This is a genomic window from Frankia canadensis (genome assembly GCF_900197875.1).
Lineage (GTDB): Bacteria > Actinomycetota > Actinomycetes > Frankiales > Frankiaceae > Frankia > Frankia canadensis.
The window spans coordinates 1-6,396 of record NZ_FZMO01000217.1; the positions used below are offsets into that span (position 1 = coordinate 1).

General features: G+C 73.1%; 6 protein-coding genes. 4 read left to right on the forward strand and 2 right to left on the reverse strand.

Annotated elements, in window-relative coordinates; genetic code table 11:
• Positions 1–635: 635 nt before the first annotated feature.
• The 4 genes from tal to pgl all read left to right on the forward strand — a co-directional run bounded on the left by tal (position 636) and on the right by pgl (position 5,218).
• Positions 636–1,751 carry a transaldolase gene (gene tal, locus C1A33_RS17445; RefSeq protein WP_101832541.1) on the forward strand — a complete coding sequence of 372 codons (1,116 nt, stop codon included), beginning with the start codon at positions 636–638 and terminating at the stop codon, positions 1,749–1,751.
• On the forward strand, positions 1,748–3,280 hold the full coding sequence (gene zwf / locus C1A33_RS17450) for a glucose-6-phosphate dehydrogenase (protein ID WP_101832542.1): 1,533 nt from the start codon (positions 1,748–1,750) through the stop codon (positions 3,278–3,280). Before tal ends, zwf begins: the two co-directional genes overlap by 4 nt.
• Positions 3,281–3,389: 109 nt before the next feature.
• On the forward strand, positions 3,390–4,430 hold the full coding sequence (locus tag C1A33_RS17455; protein ID WP_101832543.1) for a glucose-6-phosphate dehydrogenase assembly protein OpcA: 1,041 nt from the start codon (positions 3,390–3,392) through the stop codon (positions 4,428–4,430).
• On the forward strand, positions 4,427–5,218 hold the full coding sequence (gene pgl, locus C1A33_RS17460; RefSeq protein WP_101832544.1) for a 6-phosphogluconolactonase: 792 nt from the start codon (positions 4,427–4,429) through the stop codon (positions 5,216–5,218). Before C1A33_RS17455 ends, pgl begins: the two co-directional genes overlap by 4 nt.
• Here the strand turns inward: pgl and C1A33_RS17465 are convergent.
• Complete coding sequence (locus C1A33_RS17465) at positions 5,215–5,604, reverse strand: SHOCT domain-containing protein (protein ID WP_101832545.1); 390 nt, start codon at positions 5,602–5,604, stop codon at positions 5,215–5,217. The two genes, pgl and C1A33_RS17465, sit on opposite strands and share 4 nt — an antisense overlap.
• 58 nt (positions 5,605–5,662) lie before the next feature.
• A complete protein-coding gene (locus C1A33_RS17470) occupies positions 5,663–6,124 on the reverse strand; it encodes a hypothetical protein (RefSeq protein ID WP_101832546.1) in 462 nt (153 codons plus the stop codon).
• Positions 6,125–6,396: the final 272 nt, after the last annotated feature.

The following is a 6,396-nucleotide window of genomic DNA, read 5'->3' on the forward strand; positions in this document are numbered from 1 at the left end:
ACCGAGGCCGCCCTTCGTCGCCGGCACCTCACCGCCCGCAGGCCGGCACGGGCGGGGCCGGTGGGGCGGCGAGCACCGACGCGGAGGTGTCCGGCCGCGCCGGCCTGCGGGCGGTGAGGTGCCGGCGACGAAGGGCGGCCTCGGTAGACAGAGCGACCTCGCGATCGGCGGGATCGGCGGGCGACCCGCGCTGTACGGAGCCCCGGGAAGCGTGAAGCACCCGGGAACGGAGCGGACGGTGTTCTACGACGTGTCGGAGTCTAGCCGCCGGATCGCGGCTCGGGCGCGCCGGTCGGGGCCATCACCCCCACGCTTCGGTGCGGTCTGGCTCACGCCGGGCCCCGAGCCGCCCGACGGGGTGGGTCGTGCGGTGATCGACATCTCCCGTGGCGTTTCTCACCTGCTCGTCCGGCCTGCTGGGCACCGGGTGTTCTTCCAACCGCTACCTGGACGTCACAGCCGCGCGCGGACAGGGATCAGACTGGGACGAGACTGGGATGGCGCCGCCACGGTGGGGGTAGGGCCTCGAAGAGGAACGTCCCTGCCGCCCCGGCATGACGGGCGCCGCGTATGGCTTGACATCGTGTGAACGGCACGGCCCAGCTGATCGCCTCCGGAGAGGACACGAAGCACCGATGAGCACCCCCCTGTCCGAGCTCTCGGCCGCCGGCGTGGCGGTCTGGTTGGACGACATCAGCCGCGACCGGCTGCGGACCGGCAACCTCGCCGATCTGGTCGCGACCCGCGACGTCGTCGGCGTCACCAGTAATCCCACGATCTTCCAGAAGGCGATCGCGTCCAGCGAGCTGTACGACGAGCAGCTGCGCGACCTGACCGTGCGCGGCGTCGACGTCGGCGAGGCGGTGCGGGCGATCACGGCCGCGGACGTCCGCGAGGCCTGCGACGTGCTGCGCGCCGCCTATGACGCCTCCGGCGGGGTGGATGGGCGGGTGTCCCTGGAGGTCGATCCGCGGCTGGCCCACGAGACCGAGCGCACCGTGGCCGAGGCCCGCGCGCTGTGGTGGCTGGTCGACCGGCCCAACCTGTTCATCAAGATTCCGGCGACCCGGGCGGGCCTGCCGGCGATCACCGAGACGCTCGCCGCCGGCATCAGCGTCAACGTCACCCTGATCTTCGGCCTGGACCGGTACGACGAGGTGATGGACGCGTTCATGACCGGCGTGGAGAAGGCGCTGGCCGCCGGGCGTGACGTCACGGATCTCGCGTCGGTGGCGTCGTTCTTCGTCAGCCGGGTGGACACCGAGGTCGACGCCCGGCTCGACAAGATCGGCACCGCGGCGGCGAAGGACCTGCACGGCAAGGCGGCGATCGCGAACGCGCGGCTCGCCTACGAGCGTTACGAGAAGGCGTTCGCGACCCCGCGCTGGGCGGCGCTGGCCGCGAAGGGCGCGAAGCCGCAGCGGCCGCTGTGGGCGTCGACGTCGACGAAGGACCCGTCGCTGCCCGACACGATCTACGTGTCGGAGCTGATCGCTCCCGGTACCGTCAACACGATGCCCGAGTCGACGCTGCAGGCCTTCGCGGACCACGGGTCGTTGTCCGGCGAGACCATCCGGCCGGCCTACGAGGACGCACGGGCGGTGTTCGCGGCGCTCGCCTCCGTCGGCGTCGACCTGGCCGACGTGATCGAGACGCTGGAAGCCCAGGGCGTGCGCAAGTTCGAGGACTCGTGGAACCAGCTGCTGGACACGATCACCGAGCGCCTCGGCGGGGCCGGTGGTCCACGGTGAGCTCCAAGGTGAGCTCCAACCCGCTGCGGGATCCACGCGACCGCAGACTGCCGCGGTTGCCGGACGCCAGCGCCCTCGTGGTGTTCGGCGCGACGGGTGACCTGGCCCGCAAGAAGCTGATCCCGGCCGTCTACGACCTGGCGAACCGCGGTCTGCTGCCGCCGGGCTTCGTGCTGACCGGCTTCGCCCGGCGCGAGTGGTCGGACGAGGAGTTCGCTCAGTTCGCCCGCGAGTCCGCCGAGAAGGGCGCCCGCACGCCGTTCCGGGAGGAGGTCTGGGCCCGGCTCGCCGGCTCCGTGCGCTTCGTCCAGGGTTCCTTCGACGACGACGCGGCGTTCGACCGGCTCGCCGGGCTGCTCGACGAGCTGGACAAGTCGCACGGCATCGGCGGCAACGCCGCGTTCTACCTGTCGATCCCGCCGTCGGCGTTCCCGGTGGTGCTCAAACAGATGCAGCGCACGGGCCTCGCGAACGCCACGGACACGCCGGGCTGGCGCCGTGTGGTCATCGAGAAGCCCTTCGGGCACGACCTGGCCTCGGCGCACGAGCTCAACGCGCTGGTCGACGACGTGTTCACGCCGTCCGGGGTGTACCGGATCGACCACTATCTGGGCAAGGAGACGGTGCAGAACCTGTTCGCGCTGCGGTTCGCGAACACGCTGTTCGAGCCGATCTGGAACTCGCAGTTCGTCGACTCGGTGCAGATCACGATGGCCGAGGACGTCGGCATCGGCACCCGCGCCGGCTTCTACGACGAGACCGGCGCCGCCCGCGACGTGCTGCAGAACCACCTGCTTCAGCTGCTGGCGCTCACCGCGATGGAGGAACCGGTCAGCTTCGGCCCGGAGACGATCCGCACCGAGAAGCTCAAGGTGCTGCGCGCCGTGTCGCTGCCGACCGACCTGGACCGCTACGCGGTGCGCGGCCAGTACGAGCAGGGCTGGCTCGCCGGCGCGCGGGTGGCGGGCTACCTGGACGAGGAGTCCATCCCGGCCGACTCCCACACGGAGACGTTCGCCGCGGTCCGCTTCGGCATCGAGACCCGCCGCTGGGCGGGGGTGCCGTTCTACCTGCGCACCGGCAAGCGGCTGCCGCGACGGGTCACCGAGATCTCGATCGTGTTCAAGAAGGCGCCGCACCTGCCCTTCGACAAGACGGACACCGCGGAGCTCGGCAACAACCAGCTGGTCATCCGGGTGCAGCCGGACGAGGGCGTCACGCTGAAGTTCGGCTCCAAGGTGCCGGGCTCGGCGATGGAGGTCCGCGACGTCGCGATGGACTTCCTGTTCGGCGAGGCGTTCACCGAGGCGCTGCCCGAGGCCTACGAGCGGCTGATCCTCGACGTGCTGCTCGGCGACGCGACGCTGTTCCCGAACAACGCCGAGGTCGAGGAGTCGTGGCGGATCATCGACCCGCTCGAGGAGTTCTGGGCGCGCACGACGCCGCACCGCTACCGAGCCGGCAGCTGGGGCCCAGCGGCCGCCGACGAGATGCTCGCGGCCGACGGACGTCGCTGGCGGCGGCCATGAGTGGGGCGGCCATGAGTGGGGCGGCCATGAGTGGGGCGGCCGTGAGTGGGGCGGCCGTGAGTGGGGCGGCCGTGAGTGGGGCGGCCATGAGTGGGGAGAGGAGCATCGCGTGACGACGCTGTGGGACACCACCGGGTCCGAGGTGGTCAAGGCGCTGTCCGCCGAGCGGCGTGCCGCCGGCGCGCTCGCGTTCGGCCTGGCGTTGACGCTCGTCGTGGTCGTCGACGAGAAGAACGTGGCGGCCGCCGAGGGCGCCGCGACGCTGGCCGCGTCGGCCCACCCGTGCCGGCTGCTCATCGTGGTGCGCCGCCAGATCGACGCGCCGCATCCGCGCCTCGACGCCGAGGTGTCGATCGGTGGCCGGCTCGGGCCGGGCGAGGCGATCGTGATGCGCATGTCCGGCCGGCTGGCGCTGCACGCCGAGTCGGTCGTGCTGCCGCTGCTCGCGCCGGACGCGCCGGTGGTCACCTGGTGGCACGACGAGCCGCCGACCCGGATCGCCTACGACCCGCTCGGCGTGTTCGCCGACCGGCGGGTCACCGACGTCACCACCGCCCCCGACCCGCTCGCCGCGCTCTACCAGCGGGCCGCGGACTTCGTGCCGGGTGACACGGACCTGTCCTGGACCCGGCTCTCGCCGTGGCGCACGCTGCTCGCGGCGGCGTTCGACTCGGTGACCGAGCCGCCGGACGCCGCGGTGATCACCGCGGGTCGGTCGAACCCGAGCGCGCAGCTGTTCGCCGGCTGGCTGCGCAACCGGCTCGCCGTCCCGGTCACGGTCGAGGAGGGCACCGGCCGCGGGGACACAGGCCGGGATGACATCGCGGCGGTGTCGCTGCGCTTCGGCGCCGACCGGCTCTCGGTCACCCGCACCGACAGCCGCTCGGCGACGATCTCCCGCTCCGGCTACCCGGACCGGGTGCTGCCGCTCGCCGAGCGCGGTCTCGGCGACCTGCTCGCCGAGGAGCTGCGCCGCCTCGACGACGACGTGGTCTTCGCCGAGGCCCTGGGCACCTGGAGCAGCCTGCCGAACCTCGGCGCCCGTTCCCCGCACCGCGAGCACATCTGGCGCGACCCGATGACCGCCGCGGCGCCTGCCCAGGCGCCGGCGGAGGCGGAGGCGGAGGCCGCGACGGGGAGTGGCGGGTGAGCGCCGAACCGCTGCTCGTCGCGCATCGGGATGCCGGTGTGCTCGCCCGGGCCGTCGCGGCCCGGCTGATCACGCGGTTGATCGACGGGCAGGCGGCACGTGGCGAGGCGTCGGTGGTGCTCACCGGCGGCGGGATCGGGATCGCGCTGCTGCGCGCCGTGCGGGCCAACCCGGCGGCCGACGCGGTGGACTGGGCGCGTCTCGACGTGTGGTGGGGCGACGAGCGCTTCGTCGCCGCCGACTCGCCGGACCGCAATGACCGGCAGGCCCACGAGGCGCTGCTCGACCACGTCGGGATCGACCCGAAGCGGGTGTTCCCGATGGGCCACCGGGCGGCGGTCACGGCCGGCGGCGACGTCGAGGGTGCCACCGCGGCCGGCGGTTTCGCCGACCCGGAGTCGGCCGCCGCGCAGTACGCGGCCCAGCTCGCCGAGCGGGCGGCGCCGGGATCGGCGGTCCCCGTCTTCGACGTGGTGCTGCTGGGGCTCGGTCCGGACGGGCACGTCGCCTCGCTGTTCCCCGGCCGGCCTGGGGTGGTGGCGACCGAGTCGGTCGTCGCGGTGCACGACAGCCCGAAGCCGCCGCCGGAGCGGGTCTCGCTGACGCTGCCGGCGATCCAGTCGGCCCGGGAGGTGTGGGTCGTCGTGGCTGGCGAGGAGAAGGCGGAGGCGGTCGCCGCGTCGTTCTCCGGCGCCGGGCCGATCACCGTTCCCGCGGCCGGAGCGGTCGGCCGGGAGCGCACCCTGTGGCTGGCCGACCGCGCCGCCGCCTCCCGCCTGCCGGGCTAGGCCAGGATCTTCGTCTTGCTGCGTGCGTACTCGGCGTCCGACAGGACGCCCTGGTCGTGCAGGCGGGCGAGCTTGGCGAGCTCGTCCGCGCTGCTCGACGACGCGGCGGCGTCCCGCAGGTAGGCGCGCCAGGCCCGCTCGTCGCGCTCGGCGACGGCCTGGGTGCGCTCGTGCATGCTGCCGCCACGCACGATCAGGTAGGTGATCAGCCCGATGCAGGGCAGCACGATGATCGCCGCGGTCCAGGCCGCCTTGCCCCAGCCGGACAGATCATGGCTGCGGAACACGTCCGTGATGACGGCGAACAGCAGCCACATCCACAGGACGAAGGCAAAGAACCACAACATGTAGAGAAATACGGACAGCAACGGGAAGTCGGAACTCATCGCAACCCCTCCATCTCGCATCGTCACAGCGATCCGAGACTGAGGTGATACCCGGCGGTCAACCGAGCACTCGGCGCAGGACCGCGCGTCCCGCCGCGGACAGCTCGGTGGCGGGGTACGAGTAGTCGAGCGTGCCATCCGGCCGTAGGACGAGCACGTCGACACCGCCGACCAGGCAGGGCGCCGCGGCCTTGGTCGGTCGGTCCTCGATGCGGACCGTGGCCCCGTCGACGGCGATCAGCGCCACGTCGCCGGCGCAGCCGTAGGCGGAGTTCCGACTGGCGCCGACCGTGTCGCCGACCCGGCCCGCGCGCAGGTCGAGTTCCAGCGGAAAGGTCCTGTCGCCCTGCGCGACCCTGCCGTACCACCGGCCGACCATGCCCGCCGGCAGCGCCGCGGCCGGGGCGGCTGTACGCCGGCTGGGCTCCGCTTCCCCGCGGCCTGCGCCTCCGGCGGTGAGCAGAGGGATGGCGCCGGCGGCGAGAGCGGCGACCGCGAGCACGCCCACCAGCACCGCCACGAGACCGCGGCGACCCCACCGCGCGCTGCCATACCACCGGCCGGGGGACGGCGCGTCCTTCGACGGCTGTGTCCTCGGGGGCTCCGGCGGAGATGTGGCCGGCGGAGATGTGGCCGGCGGCGGCGTGGCCGGCAGAGGTGTGGCCGGCAGAGGTGGGCTTGGGACCGCGGGCCGGATGGCGGGCTGGTGGGTGGACCAGGCGGTCCAGGTGGGGTCGGGTGATCAGCCCGATGCAGGGCAGCACGATGATCGCCGCGGTCCAGGCCGCCTTG